Origin of the sequence: Borreliella afzelii, from assembly GCF_014202295.1 — a bacterium.
In the GTDB taxonomy this organism is placed as follows: domain Bacteria; phylum Spirochaetota; class Spirochaetia; order Borreliales; family Borreliaceae; genus Borreliella; species Borreliella afzelii.
In genome coordinates this window covers 328314-351441 of sequence record NZ_JACHGM010000001.1, presented here as the reverse complement: position 1 = coordinate 351441, position 23128 = coordinate 328314, and the positions used below count along the sequence as shown (strand labels likewise).

Annotated in this window: 21 protein-coding genes; 13 read left to right on the top strand and 8 right to left on the bottom strand. The window is 27.2% G+C overall.

Annotated elements, in window-relative coordinates; translation table 11 throughout:
* Nucleotides 1–16 precede the first annotated feature (16 nt).
* The 5 genes from HNP63_RS01570 (at nt 17) to HNP63_RS01550 (ending at nt 4556) form a co-directional block, all read left to right on the top strand.
* On the top strand, nt 17–244 hold the full coding sequence (locus HNP63_RS01570; RefSeq protein ID WP_004789464.1) for a KTSC domain-containing protein: 228 nt from the start codon (nt 17–19) through the stop codon (nt 242–244).
* 231 nt (nt 245–475) lie between these two features.
* Nucleotides 476–1003, top strand: coding sequence for a tetratricopeptide repeat protein (locus tag HNP63_RS01565; RefSeq protein ID WP_011601077.1), 528 nt, complete (start codon nt 476–478; stop codon nt 1001–1003).
* 120 nt (nt 1004–1123) lie between these two features.
* Entirely contained in the window at nt 1124–1774 is a 651-nt protein-coding gene (locus HNP63_RS01560) for a hypothetical protein (protein WP_011601078.1), read from the top strand.
* A gap of 193 nt (nt 1775–1967) precedes the next feature.
* Nucleotides 1968–3188, top strand: a complete 1221-nt coding sequence (locus HNP63_RS01555) for a ribose-phosphate pyrophosphokinase (RefSeq protein WP_004789531.1) — start codon at nt 1968–1970, stop codon at nt 3186–3188.
* A 3-nt stretch (nt 3189–3191) separates the two neighbouring features.
* A complete protein-coding gene (locus HNP63_RS01550) occupies nt 3192–4556 on the top strand; it encodes an FGGY-family carbohydrate kinase (RefSeq protein ID WP_004789869.1) in 1365 nt (454 codons plus the stop codon).
* Here HNP63_RS01550 and HNP63_RS01545 read toward each other — a convergent pair.
* From HNP63_RS01545 to HNP63_RS01520, 6 genes are read right to left on the bottom strand one after another with little or no spacing between them, the layout of a single operon-like run.
* Nucleotides 4539–5285 carry an SPOR domain-containing protein gene (locus HNP63_RS01545; RefSeq protein WP_015055629.1) on the bottom strand — a complete coding sequence of 249 codons (747 nt, stop codon included), beginning with the start codon at nt 5283–5285 and terminating at the stop codon, nt 4539–4541. The two genes, HNP63_RS01550 and HNP63_RS01545, sit on opposite strands and share 18 nt — an antisense overlap.
* Nucleotides 5269–5886: a dephospho-CoA kinase gene (gene coaE / locus HNP63_RS01540; RefSeq protein ID WP_048830626.1), complete on the bottom strand. Its 618-nt coding sequence runs from the start codon at nt 5884–5886 to the stop codon at nt 5269–5271. The genes HNP63_RS01545 and coaE overlap by 17 nt, the downstream gene beginning before the upstream one ends.
* The gene (polA, locus tag HNP63_RS01535; RefSeq protein ID WP_183227054.1) at nt 5868–8594 is read right to left on the bottom strand and encodes a DNA polymerase I; all 2727 of its coding nucleotides are present in this window, start codon (nt 8592–8594) and stop codon (nt 5868–5870) included. The genes coaE and polA overlap by 19 nt, the downstream gene beginning before the upstream one ends.
* Complete coding sequence (locus HNP63_RS01530; protein ID WP_004789528.1) at nt 8591–9001, bottom strand: hypothetical protein; 411 nt, start codon at nt 8999–9001, stop codon at nt 8591–8593. Before HNP63_RS01530 ends, polA begins: the two co-directional genes overlap by 4 nt.
* Nucleotides 8991–9410 carry a flagellar export chaperone FliS gene (gene fliS, locus HNP63_RS01525; protein WP_004789426.1) on the bottom strand — a complete coding sequence of 140 codons (420 nt, stop codon included), beginning with the start codon at nt 9408–9410 and terminating at the stop codon, nt 8991–8993. Before fliS ends, HNP63_RS01530 begins: the two co-directional genes overlap by 11 nt.
* A gap of 8 nt (nt 9411–9418) precedes the next feature.
* Nucleotides 9419–9799, bottom strand: a complete 381-nt coding sequence (locus tag HNP63_RS01520) for a response regulator (RefSeq protein ID WP_004789501.1) — start codon at nt 9797–9799, stop codon at nt 9419–9421.
* Nucleotides 9800–10048: 249 nt separating this feature from the next.
* On the opposite strand from HNP63_RS01520, the gene ligA reads away from it, so the two are divergent.
* The gene (ligA, locus tag HNP63_RS01515) at nt 10049–12031 is read left to right on the top strand and encodes an NAD-dependent DNA ligase LigA (RefSeq protein WP_183227052.1); all 1983 of its coding nucleotides are present in this window, start codon (nt 10049–10051) and stop codon (nt 12029–12031) included.
* A 23-nt stretch (nt 12032–12054) separates the two neighbouring features.
* Here the strand turns inward: ligA and HNP63_RS01510 are convergent, their stop codons facing one another.
* Nucleotides 12055–13560, bottom strand: coding sequence for a ring-infected erythrocyte surface antigen domain-containing protein (locus HNP63_RS01510; RefSeq protein ID WP_183227050.1), 1506 nt, complete (start codon nt 13558–13560; stop codon nt 12055–12057).
* Between the two features lie 279 nt (nt 13561–13839).
* On the opposite strand from HNP63_RS01510, the gene HNP63_RS01505 reads away from it, so the two are divergent.
* From HNP63_RS01505 to crr, 6 genes are all read left to right on the top strand, one after another.
* Complete coding sequence (locus HNP63_RS01505; protein ID WP_004789746.1) at nt 13840–15702, top strand: hypothetical protein; 1863 nt, start codon at nt 13840–13842, stop codon at nt 15700–15702.
* Nucleotides 15689–16156: a hypothetical protein gene (locus HNP63_RS01500; RefSeq protein WP_004789472.1), complete on the top strand. Its 468-nt coding sequence runs from the start codon at nt 15689–15691 to the stop codon at nt 16154–16156. Before HNP63_RS01505 ends, HNP63_RS01500 begins: the two co-directional genes overlap by 14 nt.
* Entirely contained in the window at nt 16149–17018 is an 870-nt protein-coding gene (locus HNP63_RS01495) for an FAD binding domain-containing protein (RefSeq protein WP_004790072.1), read from the top strand. Before HNP63_RS01500 ends, HNP63_RS01495 begins: the two co-directional genes overlap by 8 nt.
* Before the next feature lie 137 nt (nt 17019–17155).
* Complete coding sequence (locus HNP63_RS01490; RefSeq protein WP_002557145.1) at nt 17156–17416, top strand: HPr family phosphocarrier protein; 261 nt, start codon at nt 17156–17158, stop codon at nt 17414–17416.
* Between the two features lie 20 nt (nt 17417–17436).
* A complete protein-coding gene (gene ptsP / locus HNP63_RS01485) occupies nt 17437–19158 on the top strand; it encodes a phosphoenolpyruvate--protein phosphotransferase (protein ID WP_004789756.1) in 1722 nt (573 codons plus the stop codon).
* A 2-nt stretch (nt 19159–19160) separates the two neighbouring features.
* A complete protein-coding gene (gene crr / locus HNP63_RS01480) occupies nt 19161–19730 on the top strand; it encodes a PTS glucose transporter subunit IIA (protein WP_048830631.1) in 570 nt (189 codons plus the stop codon).
* Between the two features lie 36 nt (nt 19731–19766).
* On the opposite strand, the gene htpG is transcribed toward crr, so the two are convergent.
* Nucleotides 19767–21617 carry a molecular chaperone HtpG gene (gene htpG, locus HNP63_RS01475; RefSeq protein WP_183227048.1) on the bottom strand — a complete coding sequence of 617 codons (1851 nt, stop codon included), beginning with the start codon at nt 21615–21617 and terminating at the stop codon, nt 19767–19769.
* Nucleotides 21618–21729: 112 nt separating this feature from the next.
* On the opposite strand from htpG, the gene gnd reads away from it, so the two are divergent.
* Nucleotides 21730–23124 (top strand): decarboxylating NADP(+)-dependent phosphogluconate dehydrogenase, encoded by a 1395-nt coding sequence (gnd, locus tag HNP63_RS01470; protein WP_183227046.1) that lies wholly within the window; start codon nt 21730–21732, stop codon nt 23122–23124.
* The last annotated feature ends 4 nt before the right edge of the window (nt 23125–23128 follow it).

Here is a 23128-nt window from a genome sequence, read left to right as displayed (position 1 = left end):
TTTGGAGGAATTTGAGTTGGAAACTTTAACAATATCTAATGAATTGAGCAAAATATCACAGGTAGGTTATGATTCTTCTGTGTCTGAGCTTTCTGTATTTTTTAAGGATGGGAGAGCTTATAAGTATTTTAAAATCGAACCAAGACATTTTAGTGTAATATCTAAATTGATTGAGGACAAAAGATCGGTTGGTAAATATTTGACAGAAAATATATTTAACAAGTATGATCAAGAAAAGCTTTAATTTAGTTTTTAGATAACATTAAAAGCCCTTTTGTTTTTTTAAACAGGAGGGCTTATTTATGGTTGGCTTTTAGAGTGATAAGTTTTATTCTATAGTAATCAATATAGTTTTAGATTATTTAATTTTAAAATTTAATAGCATTGAAGTTTTATATTTTGATTATTATTAGATTTAGCGCTATTTTGCCGCTTTGAATAATTTAAATGATATTAAGGACTTGAATAAATTTTTATGTATAAATTGTTATTTATTGTTGTTTTTATTTTGTCTTGTAGTTCTATTTTTAGGGAATATCAAAACATATCAGATGAATATTATAAGCTTGCTAAATTAAATGAAGAGCTTGGTAATAATGAGACTTCTGTTTTGCTTTATGAAAAATCTATTAAATTCAATATTAATGCTGGTGATGATTCGAGTTATAATTTTATTTTGGCTTGCATTAATTTGAAAAAATACGAAGAGGCTGAGTTGAAACTTAATTCCATCATAAAAGAAGATCCAGAAAATATTTTGTTAATTAATTTGAAGGGATATTTGCTTTTTAAGAAAAATGATTTAGATAATGCTTTGATTTATTATTTGAAAACTTTAGAATTTGCGCCTGCAAATAAAGAGGCTTTATTTAATATTTTTTACATTTATCATTTGAAAAGCGACAAAAAAAATGCAAAAAAATATATTTTAAGATATAAAGAGCTAAATCATCCTGTACCAAGTGGTGCGGAAGAAATAATTTCTTCTGTTGTTAAGGGTTAATTTTTTAATTTTTTGTTTACTTTTTACTTTTTTACTTTATGATTATTATATAATAAGGTATGCAATATAAACCCTGTTTTATTTTTCATATTTCATAAATTTTTGTAGGAGAGTTTGTATATGATGAGGCTTAAAGTTTTAATTTTGTGTTTGTTTGGGATTTTTGTGGTCAACGGTTTTACAAACACTAATTTTGAATTCAATTTTGGTGGTGGGGTTGCTTTTCCTGTTAATCCCTTTTCAAGCTTTTATAATGAAGCTTTAGAGATTAATGCAAAGCTTAAGCAAGATTTGCCTTCAAATTCATCCCCAATAGAAAAAGAAGAGATAGTCCAAAAATTTTCTGATTTGGCCAATATTGCTAAAGCTGGATTAAAATATGGTACTTATGCTCAATTTGGTGCTAAGTTTGATGATTTTGTTTCTGTTGGATTTGAGCTTTTGTTTGACATGAACCTTTTTAAGGTAATAAAGCGCTCAGATGGAACTGCAAATGAAAATTTCTCTTTTGTCATGGCAATAACACCGAGATTTTATACAAAATTAGATTTTTTTGTTTTAGCTTTAGCGTTTTTCACAGGTCCTAAGATTAATATAGCTACTTCTGCTGCAGATTCTGTTCTAGCAGAATTGGGTACAATGGGTTGGGATATTGGTGCTAGAATTTCATTCTCTTTTTTAATTCTTGAAGGTTACTATGTTTGGAATATTCATAACGCCAAATTTTCTGATTTCAAGTTTGGAATAGGATTTGAATTTGGAATTGTGTAGTTTAGTCAATTTTGTTTTTAATATTATGTATAATATTAACTTTTGCTATTAATGAGATTTTTCTTTTTATTATTGGAACTAAAATATTTTAATGGTTTTGCTTTAAAAATTTTTAGTTATTTTAGTATTTACATTCATTTTGATTATCAAATTAAGATTGTTAAGATCTTCTTAAAAAAGAACGAGGAACTAGGTGAATTTGCTTAAAAAAAAATCAATAGGAATTATTGCTTGTCCTGGGGGTAGGGTTTTCGCTAATAAAATAATAGAGGAGCTTGAAAAAATATTTATAAATGTTGAAAATGACATTGTAGATAGTATATGCCGAGATTCTAAAGTCTTAAAAGAAGAAATTTTTAAGCTTGAAAAGGTTTTATCTCCGTTTTTAGAAGGTCTTAGTTTGTCTACTCTTAAATGCAAAGAGCCTTTAGAAATCCCTGTAAAATTTGTTAAATTTGCCAATGGTGAATTTAAAACTGAAATTTTAAAAACAATTAGGAATAAGGATATTTTTATTGTTCAAGATGTTGCTAATACTTATGAAGTTGAGATCAATAGTAATGAAAAAGTGATTATGACAGTTAATGATCATATAATGAATTTAATGACAACAATAGATGCTTGTATGCAGGCTAAAGCCAGTTCTGTTAGCGTTATTATTCCATCTTATCCTTATTCAAGGCAAGATAAAAAACATTCAAGAGAATGTTTAACGGCAAGTCTTATTGGAAGATTTTTAGAAGAGTTGGGTATTAGGCATATTTTAACCTTAGATATTCACTCAAAAGCCATTGAAAATGTATTTAGGAAAGTTTATTTTGAAAATTTAAATGTTTCTTATGAAATCTTTAAATCCCTTAGAGATTTGATCGATATTAGAGATTCTAATTTAGTTATTGTTTCGCCTGATACAGGAGCTGTAAGTAGAAATAAATTTTTTGCATCAACTCTTAAGAGCCCTCTTGCTTTGCTTTATAAGGAGAGAGATTATTCAAGAGTTTCAAGTGATATTACTGATTCAAATATTTCTGTAACCAAACTTTTAGGAGATGTTGAGGGTAAGAATGTTTTTATGAGTGATGATATGTTGGCTACTGGGGGTACTCTGATTAAGGCAATGAAATTGCTTAAAAGTATGGGCGCTAAAAAGATTATATGTGGGATTAGTTTGCCGTTTTTCAATGGAGATGCTATTAAATATTTTGACAAAGCTTATGAGGAAGGGTATTTTTACAAAATAATTGGAACGAATGCTGTTTGTCATAATGATGAATTAATAAATAAGCCTTGGTATTATGAAGCCAATGTTGCGCATCTTTTTGCAAATGCAATATTTGCAATTTATAATAAGGTTGGTTTACAAAAAATTCTTGATAGAAGGGATGATATTCAAAAATTGATTACTAAAGGTTAGTTTGTGAATGCTCTTAGTATTGATATTGGCACTAGTGTTTTAAAGGCAGCGTTAGTTAGTTCTGAAAATGGAGTTTTAAGTTATATTGATGTTAGTTATTCGGATTATTTTGATGTCGATTTTGAAAATTTTGATTTCAATATATGGCTTTTTTCTTTTAAAAAAGCCATATCCAATTTTCAACATAACAAAATAGATTGCATTTCTGTTAGTGGTATTTCGCCATGTTTAATTGCTTTAAATTCAAATTTAATTCCTTTAGAAGTATTACATTGGAATTCTCTTAAAATTAAGCCCGATTTTAGGGGAAAGTCTGTATTTTTGCCCTATGTACTTAGTACGGTTGAAAGAGGAACATATTCTAAAATAAGCTATTTTGTTTCTTGTTTTGAGTATTTTATTTATTTGCTTACAGGAAAGCTTTTTACAAGCTTTCCAAGTGTAGAGTATATTCCTTTTATTTGGGATGATATAGAGATAAAAAAATATGGACTTGATAAGAACAAATTTCCCTCGTTCATAAAAATGGGGGAAAATATTGGTGTTGTAACTGATAAAGCAGGCGTTGAATTTGGACTAAGTAGTGGAATTAGTGTAATTAATGCAGGGTCAGATTATTTGAGTGTTTTGGTGGGAAGCGGTGCTTTTCAAGAGGGAATTGTATCAAATAGAATGGGTACAAGTGAAGGGTTTAATTTTGTTTCAAGTACATATTTACCCGGATTTTCTTTGGAATATCCTTATTTTTTAGAAGGATATTTTATTATTGGAAGAATTGTTCCTTTTGGATATTTGATTCAATTATTAAAAGATAGTTTTTATAAAAAAAGTTTGACTTTTGAGTCGCTCTTAAAAAAGATTGTTAAAAGTGCCACTTTAAATAATATATACTTTTATCCAAGCAAAATTAGACTTTTTAATGATTTATTTATTGTAGATCCTTATCTTTGTAAAGATTTAAGCAAAGGAATTTTTGGTAGTGCTAAAAATCCATTAGAGATTGGTTTGGCAATACTTGAGTTTGTGTGTTTTGCTTTTTACAACAGATTGGTTGAGTTGAAAGCCTGTAAAAAAGAAATTTTAAGTATTTTTGTTAGTGGATCTAATTCTGATAATTTGCTTTTAAATCAAATAAAAGCAAATATTCTTGGCAAAGATTTAAAGATTTTTGATTTTAAGCATTCAGAAATTATTGGGGGGGCAATTCAAGCATTCTATTCTTTAAGAGAATTTGGCAGTTTAAATGATTCTTTTTTAAAACTTGCGAAGATTAAGCATGTTGTTTCGCCTATTATCGAGATTCATGAAGAGTATTTAGAAAAATATCAAAAATATATTAATAACTATAGTCTATTTGTTAACCGGTAATATATAAGTTTCTTTAAATTCGCTTATTCCTGCTATTTTTTTAAAGTCCGCTTTTGCTTCTGATTTTGTTTTATAAGGTCCAGATCTCACTCTGTAAATATCTTTATTATCTACTGTTGCAGAATATATTTTGGCAACTATATTATATTTGAGTAATTTTTGAATATAGTTATCTGCATTAATTGGGTCTGAAAGTGATACAAATTGTATGTAATATTCTGTATTAGGGTCATATATGTTATCAATGTTTAAATCTTTTTGGGCTACGGGTTGAGATTTTTCAATAATTTTTGATTTTTGAGAAGTATTAGGTATTTTTTGAGGTGTAGGTTGAGATTTTTCAATAATTTTTGATTTTTGAGAAGTATTAGGTATTTTTTGAGGTGTAGGTTGAGATTTTTCAATAATTTTTGACTTCTGAGAAGTATTAGGTATTTTTTGAGGTGTAGTTTTTTTTTCTTTATTTAAATCTTGTGTTAAATCTATGATTATTTCATTTGGAGTTTCAGATACCTTTAAAGATTTTTCATTTTGGTCAACGTTTTCTAAAGTGTTTTGATCTTTGGTTTCTTCTAAAACAATATTCTTCTCTGCAATATCTGAGGTTAAATTTTTGTTTGGAAAGAAAATGATTGTCCCAAGAAATATTATGATGCAAACTGTTGCGATTGAGGTTAATGCTACAAAAAATCCTTTATTATTGTCATTATTTTCATTCAAATCTTTCATAGTTGATTATCTCCTGCATTTTTTTTTCAATTTCTTTTTCTAGATATGCATAATTTTTATTATTAATTACATTGATTATTTTTAAGTTTATAATATTTTTTTTAAAAAAAATATCTTTTTGGATTTTGAGTATTTTATTTATTATATTTGAATCAATGCTTGGCATAGAATATGCTAATCTATTCTTTATTATAGGAGTCTTTGTTTTAATCACAATTATATAGTCGCAAAGTTTTTCTAAATTTATTTTAAAAAGTAAGGCAGCATTGATTATTATTTTTCTAGATTGGTTTTGAATTAGAATTTTTTTTATTTTGTTGAGTATGATTGGATGTGATATGCTTTCAAGCTTTTTTAATTCTTTATTGTCATTAAATACAAGATTTCTTATTAAGAGTTTGTCTATTTCATTTTTAGTATTTAATATCTTTTGACCAAATATTTTAACTATTTCTTCTTTTTTTTCATGTAAAACCAAATGTCCAATTTTGTCTGCATTTATTTCGTAAAATCCATATTTATTGCTAATTATTTTAGAAGCAGTATCTTTGCCAGATGCAATTTTTCCTGTTATTCCAATAATTAATGAATTTCTCCCCATGATTTGCCCGTTTCAATATTTGCTCTTAAAGGTAGATTTAATGTGTAAGCGGTTTCCATCATAATTTTTAATATTTTTTCCACTTCATTTTTCTCTTTAATAGGAGATTCAATGAGCATTTCATCGTGTACCTGCAGTAATATTTTTGATTCCATTTTTTTACTTTTAAATTCATTAAATACTCTGACCATTGCAATTTTCATAATATCAGCGGCACTCCCTTGAATTATGCTATTTATTGCTATTCTTTCGGCTGCAGATCTTTCTAGATAATTATTACTATTAATTTCTTTTATATATCTTCTTCGTTTTAAGATGGTTTCGCTATATCCAGTATTTCTTACGAAGTTTATTTGATTTGTTATAAATTCTTTGATCTTTGGATAAGAGTCAAAGTATGAGTTTATAAATCCCTTTGCTTCTTCTTTTGTAATTCCCAGTTCTTTTGCAAGTCTAAAATCTGACATTCTATAAATTATTCCGAAATTAATAGATTTTGCTATTCTTCTCAAGTCTGGAGTAATTTCTTTTTCCTCTATTTTGAAAAGTTTAGAAGCAGTTTCTGTATGAATGTCTTTATTGTTTTCAAATGCTTTAATCAGGGCTTCATCTTGTGATAAATGAGCAAGTATAGCGAGCTCAATCTGAGAATAATCAGCAGAAATAAAAATATTTCCATTTTCCGGTTTAAATGCTTTTCTTATTTTTCGACCTTTCTCATCTTTTATTGGTATGTTTTGTAAGTTGGGATTTATACTGGTGATTCTACCAGTTGCTGTTTTTGTTTGTATAAAGCTTGTATGTAGTCTGTTTGTTTTATGGTTTATTAGTTCTATCAAATTATCTGTGTAAGTACTCTTCAATTTTGCAATTTGTCTGTGCTTTATTATGTTTTCAATCGATTCATGCTGTCCTATGAGAGATTCAAGCACTTTTATATCAGTTGAATCTTTTTTCATTTTCTCTGGTAATTTTAGATTTAATTTTTCAAATAAAATTTCGTGCATTTGTTTTGGAGAATTTAGATTAAAATTAATTCCTATGCTTTTTATTATTTCGTTTTCGATTAGTTCTAATTCTTGTCCAAGTTCTTTTCCATATTCTTTTAAATATTCTCTATCAAGGTAAATGCCATTTTCTTCCATTTCTATAATTACATTGTTAAAAGGCATTTCTACTTCGTGCATCAACTTATCGAGTCCGTCTTCTTTTAATTTTTTTGTAAATATATTGAATAATCTAAATGTAATATCAGCATCTTCAGATGAATAACTTGTTGCCATTTCTAGAGATATATTTGCGAAGTTATCATTTTTTTGTATCACATCTTCATATTTAATATTTTTATGCATTAAATATTTTTCTGCAAGAAAATCAAGTGATACTTTTGAGTTTGTGTCAATAAGATATGCTGCAATCATTGTATCAAAATAAGGTGGTATAGGGCTAAATCCATTATTTTTTAGTATTTTATAGTCAAATTTATAATTTTGACCGATTATTTTTGGATTTGATTCAAATAGATTGTTAAATTTTTGTATTATATAATGTTTTTCTATGTAAATTTTTCCTTTGGCTTCGATTGGAATATAGTATCCTTCAAATTCTTTGAATGAAATAGAAATTCCAATTAATCTTGCTGTGTAGATGTCAAGCGAAGATGTCTCTGTGTCTATTGATATGTATTTAGCCTTTTTAAGGCTTTCTATTAAATTGTCAAGTTCTTTTTTGGTCGTTATTGAATGATATTTAACATTTTCTGTGTCAATTGTATTTAGGGTATCTAAGTTGTCAGCTATAGGTTCTTGCGTGAATAGGCTTTTTTGGGCTACATTTTCTTCTTCTTGTTTTAAGATATCCTTTTTATAAGTTTTTATTAGAGAAATTGCTGAATGCTTTTCAAATAAAGATATTAGCTCTTTGCTAAAATTTTCTAAGGAGAAGTTTTCAATTTCTGGAATTTTTAAATCTTCCTCAAGACTTACAAGGTCATAGCTTAAAAAAGCATTTTCTTTTTCTTTGATTAAAATTTCTTGATGTTTTTTACTTATTAGTTCTAAATTTGAATAAATACCTTTTAAGGTTTTAAATTCTCTTAATAAATTTGCTGCTCCTTTTGGTCCAATGCCTTTTATTCCAGGTATATTATCAGATCTGTCTCCAACAATGGCTAAATAATCTTTTATTTGAAAGCTATTTATTCCAAATTTTTTTATTACGTACTCGTTGTCCATTTCAACAAAGCTGTTGTTTTCAATTTTAAGTATCTTTATGTGCTCTGACATTGTTTGCAACAAGTCTTTGTCAGGAGAAATAATGTAGGTTAAATAGTTGTTCTTTGCAGCTTTTTTCGCGAAACTAGCTAAAAGATCGTCAGCTTCGTAGCCCTCAATTTCAAAGATTGGTATTTTTGCCTTTAAAAGCCCCTCTTTTATCCATCCGATTTGAGGGATTAAATCATCTGGAGGTGCATCTCTTGTTGCCTTATAGTTTGGATATTTTTGTTTTCTAAAAGTTGGTATTTCTGAGTCAAAGGTAATAATCAAATGTTTAGGATTTTTTTCTTTAATTATGAAAAATAATGTTTTAAAAAAGCCGATAAATGCGTTTACATTTTCTCCTCGTGTGTTTAAAAGTGGATAATTTTTCATTACGTGATAATTTCTAAATATTATGTTTAGTGCGTCAATCAGGTAAAGTTCTCTCATATTTTAATATCTAACATTATAGTTATAGGTAAATTGCTTACTGTAATATGGTTTTGATGTTTTTTAATTTTTGGGATTTTCCTTTTTGTATTTACAATTTGTTGTAAGAGTTTATAACAAATTTGATATTTAATATATATTTCTTCTTTTAGTAGGTTGATTTCTTTAATCAAGTATTCGAAATTATCTAATTTGTGGTTTTTAGAAGATTTTAACCATGCATTTATTGTTTTATAATAGCTTTTGATTGATTCTAAGATTAGATCTTTTTTAGGGTTGGTTACATTTAATATTCTTACTTCTTCTTTTTGCAATTCAACACTTTCTATTGTTAATATTAATTTTAATTCTTTTAATTCTAATAATAAATTGCTAAAATATTTTTTTAAAATTTCATTAGCTGACAATATTGATTCCTAATTTATTGTGAGTAATATTATTTTCTTTTTTCCCTAGCTTTTTCCAAGCAAGGTTTAATATTTGCAATTGTTTTATAACATTGTCAATTTTGTGTATTTCTTTTTTCAAAAGAACATTTTCTAGCTCTTTATTTAGAAATGAGTATATTGAGAGCAAGTTTGTAGAGATATTTCCACCTTGTTCAAAATTTAAAGTTGACATTAATTCAGTAATGATTTCTTGTGCATGAAAGATTTTTTCGTTAGCTTTAATGCCATTTTGCCAATTTCCATCTTGTATAAGTTCTTTGGCAACTTTTAAATCCTGTATCGCTTTGTCATAAAGCATTATTAATATTGATAGGGGGTTTGATGTGTTTATTTGCGTTTGTTTATATATATTTTCTTTTGCTATCAAAATTACCTCTAATCCAAAAGTTTAATTTGTTCTATTATTTGGTCTTTTTTAAAAGGTTTTGTAATATATCCTCTAGCTCCAAGAGATAAAGCTTTTTGTATTAACTCTTGTTTTCCAATAGCTGTAACCATTAATATATTAACTTTTTTAAGCAATTTTTTATTAACTTCATACATTCTCTCAAGAGCTGTAATTCCATCCATTCCCATCATTGTTATATCGAGTGTTATTAAATCAATATTATTTTGTTTTTCAAATTCTTTAACAGCCTGAATCCCATCTTCGGCTTCTAAAAATTCTTTAAATCCCAATTGCTGTAAGATTTTTATTAGGTTTTTTCTCATAAAAAGCGAGTCATCAGCTATTAAAGCTTTTTTGCCTTCTTTCAAACGAGTACTCCTTCATTCATTTTAACATATTAAAATATCTTTAACGACAATTAAAATATAATTCACATTTTCATAATATTGTTTTTTTTGATTGATTTTTTTATTTAAAGATTATTTTAATTTAAACATAAGTAAAATAATACGTGTTTTTTATGTTCTTTTTATAGTTTGTATAATAAGAAATGCGATTTTTGCTTATGACTTTAGATTATTTGATAAAATAATAAAGAATATGTTAAATTTTACCCTATGAGTAGTAAAATACAGCAAGAAATTGCAGATTTGAAGAAGTTGATCAGAAAGTGGGATAAAGAGTACTATGTCGATTCTTTGCCTAGTGTTGAAGATTTTGTATATGATAAGCATATTTTAAGACTTCAAGAGTTAGAAAGTAAGTGCCCTGAATATAAGACTTTAGATTCCCCTACTCTTAAATTTGGAAGTGATCTTTTAAATGACTTTAAAGAGGTTGAACATTCTGTTCCTGTATTAAGTCTTGATAAGGTTTATAATCTTGATTTGCTAAAATCATGGATAGATAAGATTGATTTTAGCAATTCTTTTAATATTTCTGTTGAGCCTAAGATTGATGGATGTTCAATTGTTCTTTATTATAAAGATGGTATTCTTGAAAAAGCTCTTACTAGGGGTAATGGAAAATTTGGCAATGATGTTACTAAAAATATTAGAACCATTAGACACGTTCCTTTATTTCTTGGTGAAAAGGTTGATTTAGTATTAAGAGGTGAGGTTTATATTACTAAAGAAAATTTTTTAAAAATAAATAAATTTTTGGAAAAGCCTTATACTAATTCTAGAAATTTGGCTTCAGGAATACTTAGAAGGGTTGACAGCAGAGAAGTTGCTAATTTCCCTTTAAATATTTTCATTTATGATTTTTTGAATGCTGGATTGGATTTTAAAACCAATAATTTGGCTATTGAAAAACTTAAGAAGTTGGGCTTTAAAGTTAATCCTTTGATTAGGTTTTTTGATCAAAAAAGTTCAATTAAAGAAGTTTTAAATTATATAGCAGATATAACAAAAAAAAGAAATTCTTTTGAGTATGAAATAGATGGTGTTGTTCTTAAGGTTAGTGATTTTGCTTTAAGAGAAAAATTAGGATACACTTTGCATCATCCCAAATGGGCAATGGCTTACAAATTTGAAGCGCTCTCGGGTTTTAGCAAAGTAAATAGTATTGTTGTTCAGGTTGGGCGTAGTGGTAAAATTACTCCGGTTGCTAATATTGACAAAGTTTTTGTTTCAGGGGCTTTTATTACTAACGCAACATTGCATAATCAAGATTATATAACGTCTATTAATTTAAATGTTGGTGATATTGTTAAAGTTTCAAGAAGAGGAGATGTAATTCCTGCTGTTGAAATGGTGATAAATAAATTTTCAACAGGATTTTTCAAGGTTCCTGATAAGTGTCCATCTTGTAAAACGGTTGTAGTAAAAGAAGGAGCACATTTTTTTTGTACAAATAATAATTGTCCCTCAGTAGCAGTTGAGAGAATAAAATATTTTTGTAGTAAAAATTGTATGGATATTGAAGGGTTTTCTGACAAGACCATTTCTTTTCTTTTTGAAAAAAAATTTATTTCTTCAGAAATTGATCTTTATACATTTAATTTTTACAAACTTCTTAAATTTAAAGGGTTTAAAGATAGAAAGATAAATAATTTGATAAATTCAATCGAAGCTAGCAAAAAAAAACCATTTAGCAAATTACTTCTTAGCATAGGAATTAAAGAATTGGGAGAAAATACAATAAGGTTATTATTTCTTAATAATTTAAATTCATTTTCAAAGCTTTTTAGACTTTGTCAAGATAGGGATTTTGCTTTTTTAACATTGTTAAAAATTAAAGGCATAGGAGAAAAAATCGCTTTAAATATTATTGATGCTTTTAACAATTCAATAATGATTAATAAGTTTAAAGTTTTTGAAAATTTGGGATTTAAAATGGAAGAGCGCATTTTGATTGATGATGAAAATAAGTTATTAGTTGGTAAAAAATTTTGTATTACTGGATCTTTTAATGGTTATTCTAGGCCTATTGTTATTGACAAACTAGAAAATAAAGGAGCAATTTTTAAAACTTGTGTGACCAAGGGTTTGGATTTTCTTGTTGTAGGAGAAAAGGCTGGTACAAAGCTTAAAAAAGCTTTGAATTTAAATGTAAAAATTATGTCTTTTGATGACATAAAAAGTTACTTAGATTAAGTTAGATTTAAAAGTTTCAATTTTTATTTAATTATTTTTATTTGTTTAAATTCAGGTTTTAAACTTTTATACATAATTCCGAGTTCGTGGATATTTTTGACTTCTATTAAATTCCTAAAAAATTCTTCTTTATTTTTTAGAGTAGGGTTAATGAAATATTTTTCAAATTTATATTTTGAAATTATTTCATGATTTTTTAAAGCCCCATTTAAATTATTAGTTGGATCTATTTCAATATAGTATGTGTTTTCTTTTTTAAATGCAAATTGGTCCCCTTTTTCTTTAAAATTATAGTTATTAAGGTATATGTCAGGGTAAATTTGAAAATCCGCTGTTTTGATCATAGTTGTTTTTGGGGCGCTTTTAACATTTTCTTCTAGATCTTGGCTTTCATTCTTTTCTGCAGGCTTTAAATATTTCTTTTCTAATTTAACATTTTCTTCCAAGTCGTCATTTTTGTTTGGAATGCTTGGAATGAAAGCTTCTTCATTTAAAGATTTTTGAGAAATTTCTTTTTTTTTAAAATTGTTTAATTCTTTTTGAAGTTTTAAAATAGTTTCCTCATTTTCTTTGATTTTATCTTCTAATTCTTTGAGCTTGTGTTTATCAGTTCTTATTTTTTTTTGATTTTCTTTGTTTATTGCTTCATTTGCGCTAATTTTTTCTTTCAGGCCATTGATTATTTTTCCTATTAAAGACAAGTTTTCTTCAATTTCTTCTAAGTTTTTATTTGAGTCATCTTTTTTTTTGAAGTTTCTTAACTCTCTTTGCAAGTCTAAAATAATATTTTCATTATCATTGATTCTGTCTTCAAGTTCATCAAATTTTTTTTCATTGATAGCGTAATACTTTTCGTTCTCATAAAGTTTTTCTTTTAGGTTATTTATTATTCCTTCATTAGAAGTGTAGTTGTCCTCATTTGTTTCTTCAATTTCGTCATTATATTCATAATTTTCTTCAAAATCATCATCATCACCATCATCATCATCATCATCAATGTTTTCAATATTTATTTTTTCATAATTTTCAGCATCTTTTGGTCTGGATTTCTTGTTAAGGAGCTTTTTTATTTCTACTATTTCGTTTTTTAATTTATTGGTTAAAATTTCATATTTTTTAGCTTTTTTTTCAATTAATTCTATTTTTTTATTTTCATTTGCCGATGCTTTTTGATTTTTGGTTTTTAAAAGCTTTTCTATATTTTTAATTTTATTTTCATAATTTTCAATTACAGATTTTAGATCATTTTCGTCCATTCTTTTTTTAAACAGTTTTTTGTCTCTTATATTTTCTGGCAATTTTAGATCTTTGCCCTTTTTAAGGTCTTTATAAGAAGCTATATTTTTGTTTAAGTGTTTTAAGGCATTTGTTTGATCGTTTTTATTCTCAGTATCTTTAAATTCTTCACTTAAGTCTTCTAGAGGAATTTCAATGCTAGAGTAGTTTATTGTATTATTAGCTGCCCCAAATAATGATATACATAAAAGTATTATAAAATACATAAAGATTCGATTTTTTATTTTATTCATAAGATCCTTGTTTTTATTTAGAAAACATCTATAATTTATAATGTTATCATAGTTTGTACATTTATTAAAAGTGATAAAATGTCACTGAAGGTGATGTTTTATTGACAAGTGGTGCTGATTTCAAATTGGTTTTAAGTGAATTTCTTATTAAGTTGCTTTAAGATTGTTGCGTATATTGTTAAGGTAAGCTATTTTTGAAGTTTTATTTTTCAATCTTTTTTATTTATGTAATAATGGGTTTTTATTAATTTATTTTTTGTTTAGTTGGAGTTTGCAAGTTTGACAAGTGTGGATGCATATGAATTTTGGGCTTTGCCAGTTTGCTGCAATGTTAAGGATTCTTTTATTGAAGACTTTAGCTTTGTAGATGAACATGTAAGTTCAATTTTTAGTATCAGTTATAAAGACAATATAACTTTAAAGTTTAGAGATTTTGTTGATTCCAATGAATTTAATTTAAAGCTTTTTGATAATAAAATAAGTTTTGAAGGTCAAATTCCTTTAGTTTTGTATTCAGATAATTTGGATTATTTGCTAAAAGCAGAAAAAAGTGTTCTTTTTAATCTAAGAATTGGTGATGGGAGCAATAGTTACTCCTCTGGATTTAAAAAGAAAGAATCTGGAACTTGTAATGTTTTGAATGCTTGTTATAAATTTAGTGATTACAATAGTTTTTCAGATGATTTTATTTTAGTTAAAATATTTTTTGATTCTGAAAACTTAATTATTGATGCTAATGTAGATAATATTTCTTTTTTGAAATTTTTTATTAGTGAGAATTTTGGTGTGGATAAAGATAAAATAAAAATCAATTCTCTTAATAATTGTTGGTCTAGTTCTATTTTTCCCATTTCTTTTAATGCAATTTTGCAAGGCATTGTAATTTCAAAAAAAATTAATAAAACGGTTAATGTTGTTTACTATAAAAGGCATTTTGGAATTTTAGATAATTTAAATTTAACTTTTTCAGTTTCTAATTGTTTGTTGGCAAATAATAAGCTCTCAAAGATTGTTTTAGAAATTATTATAAATAGACCTTTAAATTTTTTATATAAGTTTTATTTTAAATTTATTAATAATATTTTTAAAAATTTATTTTTTGATGGGTTTTTGGAAATTTTTTTTGTTGAGAATAAAGGTGATTTCATATTTTTTTATGACAATTTTTTGGCATTTGAGACTTCTGTTTACAATTTTATTTATTCCAATTTTTATAATCTTGCTTTAGTGACGTCTTGTGAACCAATAGGGTATTTGCTTACACAGATTAAAGGCGATTACAGTAGCTTTTTTAAAATTTTTAAAAAATTAGATTTCAAGAATTCTTTGATAAAGAAATCTTCTGTTTTAAGTGTTAACAAGAATTATAATATTTTTGATACTAGTCGTAGGGGAGTTGGTTTTGCTTATTTAAATTCAAACACTTATTTTTTCAGTGGGGAGCAATATGTTGTTGCCTTCTTATATAAGGATGAATTAAATATATTTTTGCCTTACAGCATTATTGACAACAATTTAAGCAACTATTTGAAAAATAGTTTAGCTAAAACATTGGGTTTGGCCTATAACAATGTAAATTTTTTTATAGATGAGAGTATATTAGATTTTACTAATTTTTATAATCTTCTTTTTAAAGATCCTTATTTGATTGAAAAAGCAATTTTATCTATTAAGGATAATTTTTCTTCTTTGATAAGTACAGGCTTTATAAATGAATATCCTGTTATTTTTAAAGAAAAAATAGCTTCTAACTATGTTAATGATTGCATGCTTGGGTGTTCTGTTGAACTTAAATTTGAATTTTATTCTCTTAGCGCTGTTTTTAGTAATGTAAGCTTTTTTGTAGAGCAAGGCAAGTTTGCCAAGCTTAAGTTAAATAATAAAAGAATTCGTACAATATTTGGGTTAGCGGTTGATTATGTGTTTCGCAGTGCTAATGTAAATTGCGATGTTAAAGATTGTTTAAGCTTAGAGTTTATTGAAGATGGTGAGTTTGTTTTTTCTTTTAGAAGTTTTTTTATTGTTTCTGTTTCTGCAATTCGAACTGCTTTGATTCAGATATTTGATTTTAATGCAAGCAGCACGCCTCTTGATTTTGAAGAAATTTTGAATAGTTGGAGTGTAAAAATTGATATTAATTAATTTTAATCTAAATGGAGAGCGTATTTCAAAAAAAATTAGCCTTTCTTTGACTACTAGAAGTCTTTTAGATTCTATATTTTTTGCTAAGAGCAATAGTTTAGAGTACATTGTTAATAACAGATTTTTTTTAATTTTATTGGATTTTAGACTTGTTTATTCTAATTTGGTTCCTGCTTTTATTTTAAATGGTCGTAGTGTAGTTACTCTTGAAGGACTCAAAAAAAAAAGTTTTTATCAGCACATGCAAAAGATTTTATTAGAAGACGATTTTAATTTTTGTAGTAATTGTTTTGAATCTAATGTTTTGTTGTTTTATTACTTTTTAGAAAACAAGATTGTAAGCAAATCAGATATTTTAGGTTATAGAAATTCATTAAAATGTAGTTGCATGGATGTTGATACTTTTTTATCTCTTTATTTGAAAGCTGAAGAATTGTATAGAAAAAATGGCTAATGTTAAAGTTTATTATCCTGAAAATTTTAATATACTATCTAATTTATTTAACAAAAATTTAAACAATTATATCATTTATAATGAGCTAGATTTTAAAAAAAATCCTAATTTGTTTAATAGAGAAACACCCATTAATAATTTTTTTATTGTTGGTAATTTTGAAAAATTTAATAAGGTATCTTTAAGGGGTAATTTTCTTGAGATGGGGCCGTGTGTTACTTACAACGAGATACTTCAGATTGGCAAGAAAAATATTCCAAGCCTGTTTTATGAATTTATTTCAAAATTTAATGATAAAATATATTTAAATAGTATTAACCTTGCAAATGGGTTTTATTATAAAAACACCATTTTTGATATTTATCCTTTATTATTAAGCCTTGATGCGCAAGTTGAGTTTAAAAATGTTTTGACTAAAAAGACTTACGTTTTTAGTGCTTATAATTTAAATCGGGCTGAGTATATTGCAAATCGAAACACTATTCTTGTTACTAAATTTAAATTTCCAATGATGAATCTATGGAACAGAAGCTTTTATCATAAAGTATTTTTCAACACCATGTCTTTTGACATTTTAGAAGAAACGGATGTTATCTTTATATGTATTCTTTCAAACATCAAAAGAGACGTTATAAATGATTTTTTGTTAAAAATATTTTATGATGATAAAATGATTGTCATAAAGGATTTTCAGGTTTTGCTTTTAAACAAGTCTTTGCCGCTTTCATTTTCTGAGATAGAAAATTCTCTTAAAATGTTGGATAAAAATATAAGAGATTCTAAAAATTTTAATATAGGAGAGAGAAATTTAAAGCTAATAAAGAATTTTTACTTAGACATATTAATGAATTTAAATTTTTAATGGTTAGAATAAGTTTAATTACTATCTTTATTATGCTATATTTCTTATGTAAAAGGAATATATAATTTATTTTTATGTATTATAATGTAAAAAGTTAATCAAAAAAATAATATTCATAATGAGGGGTTTCTGTACTTATGGTAAAAAAAGAAGCAATTATTAAGGCTGTAAACGGTTTACATGTTAGGCCTGCGTCAACTTTTGTAAAAAAAGCTAAAGAATATTCTAGTGAGATAACAATAGAGTCTGATGGAAAGTCTGTTAGCGGAAAAAGTTTATTCAGGCTTCAAACTTTGGAATTGTCATCAGGTAAAAAGCTTTTGATATGTGCTGAGGGTGAGGATGAAGAAATCGCTGCTTCAGAGCTTGCAGAGCTTATCGAATCTTTTAAGGAATGAGTTTTAGAAGGATTTAAGTTATGACTTTATCGGGTAAAAGAATATCTAAAGGAATAGGCATTGGAGAAGTTCTTTGTATTAGGAAAAATTTTGATAAAATTATAAGTAGAGAAAAAATCGACTTTTCTCAAGTTGATAGTGAGATATCAAAATTCAATAAAGCTAAGTCAAAAGCAATTGAAGCGCTTAAGGACCTTGAAAGAAAAGCCGTGCTTCAATTTGGAGATGACAAGAAAGGTATTTTTGAAGGTCAAGTGTTGATCGTTGAAGACGATGAATTTTCTGAACTTGTTGTTGAGCTTATTGTAAAGGAAAATTATAGTGCTGCTTATTCTATTTATTTAGCGTTTGAAAATTTGGTTAAAAGTGTGGAAGACTATAAAGATCCTTATTTAAAAGAAAGAGCGTCTGATTATAAGGACATTAGAAATAGATTAATTTCTACCGTTTTAGGTCAAATAACCGATTTTTCTGAGATTAATAAAGATATTATTCTTGTTACCGAAGAATTAACACCATCTGATACTATGCAATTTGACTTAAATTATGTTAAAGGGTTTTTAACTGCAGTTGGAGGAGAAACTTCTCATGCTGCTATTTTGGCAAGAACAATGGGGCTTCCGGCGCTTGTTATGACTTTGTTAGATATTGATGCGTTAAAGGATGGTGATAAAATAGTCATTGATGCAATATCTTCTATTGTTATTAAAAATCCTTCTTCTGATGAACTTGATCTTTATAAAGGTAAGATTTTGCGTCAAGTGGAGATGGAAAAAGAGCTTTTTTCTTTAAAAGATAAAGATGCTGAAACAAAAGATGGCATAAAAGTGTCTTTAAAGGCAAATATTGGAACACCTGTTGATATTGCCTATGTTAATAAATATGGTGTTGAGGGAATAGGTCTTTTTAGAACAGAATTCTTATATATGAAATCTTTACAACCCCCAACAGAAGATGAGCAGTTTGAAACTTATAAGAGAGTTATAGATACAATGGAAAAAAAAGGGGTTGTTACTATTCGCACTCTTGATGTTGGTGGGGATAAGGAAATTCCCTATCTTAATTTTGAAAAAGAAGAGAATCCCTTTTTGGGTTTTAGAGCACTTAGGATGTATAAAGAATATGAGGAATTAATTCAAGCACAGTTTAATGCTATTTTTAGGGCCAGTCATTATGGGAAGATAAGGGTAATGGTGCCCATGCTTACCAGATATGAAGAGATTGAAACGATCGAATATTTTGTGAATAATGCAAAAATCAATTTGAAGTCTAGAAGTTTGCCGTTTGATGAAAATTTGGAAGTAGGTTGTATGATAGAAGTTCCTTCTGCAGCTTTAATTTCTTCTAAACTTGCCAATAAATTGAATTTTTTTAGTATAGGGACTAATGATTTAACCCAATATGTTTTAGCTGTTGATCGTGGTAATCAAAAAATATCAAATTTATATGATAAGTATAATCCTGCTGTGTTGAAATTAATCAAAAAGGTTCTTGATGATGGAGTTAGTTCTGGAATTGATGTGTCTGTTTGTGGCGAGCTTGGGGGGGATGATGCTGGAGCGTTACTTCTTGTAGGTCTTGGATTTAGGTCTTTAAGCATGATTCCTAGTGCTACACTTAGAATCAAATATTTGCTTAAAAAGTATACAATAATGGAATTGGAAGAATTGGCAAATAGGGTTTTAAATAGTGATTCTGAGCAAGAAACTTTAAGTTATTTTGATAAATTTATAGGAGATTAGTTATGGGGTTTTTAGATTTTTTTAAAAAAACCGCTACATTGGATTTGATTGCTCCGATTAGTGGAAAAGTTATGTCAATTGATAAGGTTCCCGATGAAGCGTTTGCTGAAAAAATAGTTGGTGATGGAATTGCAATTCTTCCAACAAGCAATGAGTTGTTAGCGCCTTGTGATGGGAAAATAGGTAAAATTTTTAAAACCAATCATGCCTTTAGCCTTGAAACCAAAGAGGGTGTTGAAATTTTTGTTCACTTTGGGATTAATACTCTTAATTTAAATGGTAAGGGTTTTACAAGAGTTGCTGAGGAAGGCATTGATGTTAAGCAAGGCGAAGTTATTATTAGGCTTGATCTTGAATATTTAAAAGAGCATTCAGAATCCGTTATTACTCCAGTTGTTATTGCAAATTCTGATGAAGTTTCAAGCATAGAATATTCTTTCGGAAAGCTTGAAAATGGGACTGAATATATTTTGTTATCGTCAACTGTTTTGACAGAAGAAATTAGACATAAAATATCTCAAACAAAGTCTGTTACAGCAGGCAAAGATTTAGTGTTGCGAGTTAGAAAATAAAAAGAGAGAGTTTCAAACTCTCTCTTTTATTTTTAATCACAACAAGTCTTTTTCTAGAAATTCGTTTATTATGTTTATGAATTTTCTTGGATTTTTGCTAGGCATTCCTGAAGTTAGCAGAGCTTCCTCAAAAAGGAGAATGCTTATTTTTTCTAATTTTTCAGGCTCTAGATTTTTTAAATTTTGGACTATTTTATTATTAGGGTTTAATTCAAGTATTGGTTTAATTTCTTTTACTTCTTGCCCCATTGAAAGCATGATTTTTTGCATTTGGTAAGTTGGATCATTGCTATCAACTATTATTGCTGAAGGTTCTTTTATCAATGTTGCTGAGAGATTAACTTCTTTTATTTGGTCCTTAAGGATTTCTTTTACCCTTGTAAGGGTATCTTTAAATTCTTCTTCAATTTTTTTGAAATTTTCATCTTTTAATTCATTGCTAGTTTCATTTTTGTTTATTGCTTTTAGTTTTAATCCTTCGTATTCTGGAATTAGATTTAAAATAGCCTCATCAAGTTCATCATCCATGATTAAGATTTCAAATCCTTTTTCTTTATAAGCGGTTACTATTGGGTTTTCTTTTAATATATTTTCTTTGCCGCCTGTTATATAATAAATGCTTTTTTGGCTTTCATTCATTCTTTCTTTGTACTCTTTAAAAGAGACGAATCCATCTACACTTGAAGATTTAAATCTTATTAATGAGATAAGTTTTTCTCTGTTTTCAAAGTCAGAATAAACACCTTCCTTAATGCATCTTCCAAATTCTTTAGAAAACTCTGAAAATTTTTCAGGATTTTTTTTGCTTAGCTTTTCAAGCTCGCTTAGTATTTTTTTTACAGAAGATGATTTTATTTTAGACAAAATTTTATTTTGTTGTAAAATTTCTCTACTTACATTGAGCGGTAAATCTTGGCAGTCTATAATTCCTTTTATGAACCTTAGATAGTTTGGAAGCAGACTACCTTCAGAGTCTGTAATAAAGATTCTGTTTATAAATAGTTTTACTCCAGGTTTAGTGTTTGGGTAATATAAATCATAAGGAGCTTTACTTGGGATATAAAATAAATTAGTATATTCTAAATTTCCTTCAGCTTTTGTATGAATATACATCAATGGATTTTCATAATCAAAGGTTGTATTTTTGTAAAATTCGTTGTATTCTTCTGTTTTAATTTCGCTTTTATTTTTTGTCCAAAGAGCAGTGGTTTCGTTTAATTTTTCTTCTTTTTCTTCTATTCCTTCTTGTTTCCCGTCCTTCATTATAGGTTCGTTGTATTTTATATAAATGGGATAATTTATATGATTTGAATATTTTTTGATAATTTCTTGAATTTTCCATTTATTAGCATATTCAAGGCCTTCTTTATTAAGATAAAGTTTTATTTCTGTGCCCGGATCTTCTTTTTTTGCTTTTTCTATTTCATATCCTGTTTTACCGTCGCTAGACCAAATATAAGCATCGCTTTCTAGTGCTTTTTTTGATGTAACTTCTACTTTTTCTGATACTATGAATGCACTGTAAAATCCGACTCCAAACTGGCCAATTAGATTTGCAGATTTTTTTTCATCTTGTTTTAAATTGTTAATAAATTCTTTGGTTCCTGATTTTGCAATTACACCAAGATGATTGGTTAATTCCTGTTCATTCATTCCGATTCCATTATCCTTGATAAGGATACTTTTATCATCAAATGTTATTTCTATTTTTGGTTCTAGAGCGATGTTTTTGAATTTTTCATTTGTTAAGCTTAAAAACTTGAGCTTATCAATGGCGTCAGAGGCATTTGATATCAATTCTCTTAAAAATATTTCCTTATGGGAGTAAAGAGAATGAATGATTAAATAAAGCAAATCATTTACTTCTGTATCAAATTGTTTTTTCATGTAAATTTTCCTTTTCAATTTAATCTTTACTTTTTTTATGATATAACATAATCTAAAAATAATAAATAAAGCAATTTGTTTAAAATAGGAAGTTAGAATCAAGGAGAATGCAATGGATGTAGGAATTTATGGGCTTGGTGTTATGGGCGGCAATTTAGCTCTCAATATTGCTGATAACGGTTTTAATGTTTCTGTTTACAATAGAGATAGTGAAAAAACTGAAATTTTTGTTAAACAAAATTCTCATAAAAAGATAAATGGCTTTAAAGATATTGAATCTTTTGTTAAAAGTTTAAAAACCCCAAGAAAAATCATTTTAATGGTGACAAGTCTAGCTGTAGAAAAGGTCGTTGAACAAATTTTACCCTTTTTGAATAAATCGGACATAATTATTGATGGTGGAAATTCTCACTATAAGAGTACAATGAGATTGGAAAAAGAATTGTTTGCCAAGGATATTTATTTTGTAGGACTTGGAATTTCTGGAGGAGAGAGAGGAGCAAGATTTGGTCCTGCACTAATGTATGGAGGAAGTAAATCAGCTTATGAAATTCTTGAACCTATTTTAAATAAAATTGCAGCTAGGACTAAAAATAATGATATTTGTTCTGCTTATATTGGAGAGAATGGTTCTGGGCACTATGTTAAAATGATACATAATGGTGTGGAATATGCTGATATGCAGCTTATCAGCGAGGTTTATTTTTTCATGAAAAAAGCTTTTAATTTAGATAATTCAAAAATTTCTGAAGTTTTTGAAAAGTGGAATGAAGGCGATCTTTCAGGGTATTTACTAGAAATAACTTCTAAGATTCTTAGGTATAAAGAAAATAATGAATATTTAGTTGATAAGATTTTAGATATTGCAAATCAAAAAGGTACTGGCGTTTGGACATCTATTGATGCTCTTGAATCTAGCATGCCTATAAATTTAATTATTGAATCTGTTTTTTCAAGATTTATGTCGGGGTTAAAACACGAAAGGATTATTGCTAGTGATTTGCTTAAGATGGATACTGTTTCTTTTGAGTTTGAGCTTAGTGATTGGATTTTAGATCTTTATTATGCTCTTTTGGTTTCAAAAATAGTAGCTTATGCTCAAGGTTTTATGATGCTTAAGACCGCGTCTTTAAATTATAGCTGGGATTTAAATTTAGGTAAAATTTCTTTAGTTTGGAGAGAAGGTTGTATTATTCGCAGCAGTTTTTTAGATAAAATTAAATTAGCTTATGATAAAAATCCCCATCTTATTAATTTGCTTTTTGATGATTATTTTTTAGATTTATTAAAAAATAATCACAAATCTTTGAGAAGAATAGTTTCAAAGGCTAGTGAAATTGGGATCCCTTTGCCAGCATTTTATGCCAGTCTTTCGTTTTTAGATTCTTATTCCACTAATTATTTGCCTTCTAACTTAATTCAAGCGCAAAGAGACTTTTTCGGTGCTCATTCTTTTGAAAGATTAGACTCAAAACGAGGTGAGTTTTTTCATAGTACTTGGCAATAAGCAA